General features: G+C 52.0%; 1 protein-coding gene and 1 pseudogene. Both read right to left on the bottom strand.

The window, feature by feature from the left end; translation table 11 throughout:
- A partial coding sequence (locus T472_RS20665; protein ID WP_439334304.1) for a DUF6531 domain-containing protein occupies nt 1-623 on the bottom strand: 623 nt, incomplete at its 3' end.
- A 162-nt stretch (nt 624-785) separates the two neighbouring features.
- Nucleotides 786-1,156, bottom strand: a pseudogene (locus T472_RS20660) (DNRLRE domain-containing protein); the annotation flags it as partial.
- Nucleotides 1,157-1,719: the final 563 nt, after the last annotated feature.

The following is a 1,719-nucleotide window of genomic DNA, read 5'->3' as shown; positions in this document are numbered from 1 at the left end:
TAGCCGTCGTGGTTTGTTGCGTTAACGAGCTTCTTGTTCCCGTCATAGGCGTAGGTGCTGTACTTGCCGTCAGGATAGGTTATCCTCTCAAGCTGAGTCCCGTTGTAGGTGAAGCTTGTGCTCCTTCCTGCAGGGTCTGAAATTGACAGCAGCCTGCCTGTGCCGTCGGTGTTAAGCGTAAGGACCCTGCCTGAACCGTCAGTTACTGTGTACAGGGCTCCGTTGCCTCCATAGGCCAGGGTCATCTGGTTACCCTCAAGGTCGCGTATCTTTCCAAGCTTTCCAAGGGAGCTGAATATCAGACTATTCCCTCCCTTGTCGGTTATGACATACCGCTCTTCTGTGCTTCCCCCGTTTATTGCCATGGACATGTCTATTCCAGACTCGTCCACATACTTCCCCTTTGCACTGTCATACAGGAAATAGTGTATCGTTCCGTCCTCGTCTGTATATGCGTAATACTGTATCCCATCTATAGTCCTTGGAACAACGGTCTGGCTTAGGCTTGTCCTCCAGCCTGCACCGTAACCCATGTCGGTACCCGCCTCATTGGAGTTCCACACATGGCCAAGTGACAGGGGCAGCCTTGATCCTGTGAGGGATATGTCCTCATGGACAAGCACCAGGTTCCCGTTGTAGTCATTGACATACCCTGTGCCTGCCCGGCCCACTGACTGGGAATGGCAGGTCCAGTAGCCTTCAAGTCCCGAATTGTTGACGTAGCTTATGGTTATCTGGGGTCTGTACGCTTCACCGTAGCTGGTGTCTGACGAGTGGAAGTCAATGTAGTATCCGCTGGTTTCTATGGAGTTCTTCAGCATGAGGCCGTTGTTTACCCCTGTGGAGTACCATTCCTTAACTATCCCCGTTATGTCCCAGTCGAACCTTGACCCTGACGAACCTGAGACCATCTGGTATTCCTCGGCCTTCACTGAGTTGTAGGACGGCTTGTTGTTCCACGTTATGGTGGATGAGCTCCAGACGGAGTTCACCTTGTACACCCTATCTGTCTCGGTGTCACAACGCTGGTATATGTTGCCAGGTTAAGGGATGCGTCAACTATTAGGTCTGCTGCAGTAAGTGCAGGCAGTGTGAACTGGAGATAGCTCCTGTTGACATATGAGCTGGCACCGTAGCCTGCTTTCAGGAGCCCCATGTTGACATAGTTTGTGTTAGGGTACGCTGATGACACTGGTGCGTCGAATATCTTCGTCCTTTCCACAGTGGTTGAGACCACAGGGTCTATCACCACAGGATACTGCCTTGATTCGTCGGCAAGCCAAGCGTTGTCAACCTTAAGGGTAATCCTGTACTCGCTTCCTGCCTTGACCTCTGTCAGGCCAACTTCCACGCCGTAGCTTGCCTCACCAATGGCGTCAACCATGAAGGGAGCAGGCATCTCCATGACTTCCTCACCTGTTGCCATGTCCCTCAGAATAATGCTTCCGCTCTCATCCAGGACAGGTACCATGTTCTTCAGGTACAGGCTGAAGGAAAGCTCAGGGACCTCCATCCTGGACTTGACTACTATGTTCTCCTTCACCTCTTCAGCCATTACAGCGTACTCAAGGTCCATTCCAGGGAGTATCTCCTCATACCTTGCTGTTGACTGCAGGTTCCTTAATACGGTCTTGTCCTCAGGGAGTTCCCCTTCAGGCACCACGATGACAGCCTTGGTCTTATCCCCGCCATCAAGGCTCCATGCTATCTCGTACTGGT

It is taken from the genome of Youngiibacter fragilis 232.1 (genome assembly GCF_000495435.3).
In the GTDB taxonomy this organism is placed as follows: Bacteria; Bacillota; Clostridia; order Clostridiales; family Clostridiaceae; genus Youngiibacter; species Youngiibacter fragilis.
Note: the sequence above shows the minus strand (reverse complement) of the source record. Positions and strands in the feature narration are given on the sequence as shown.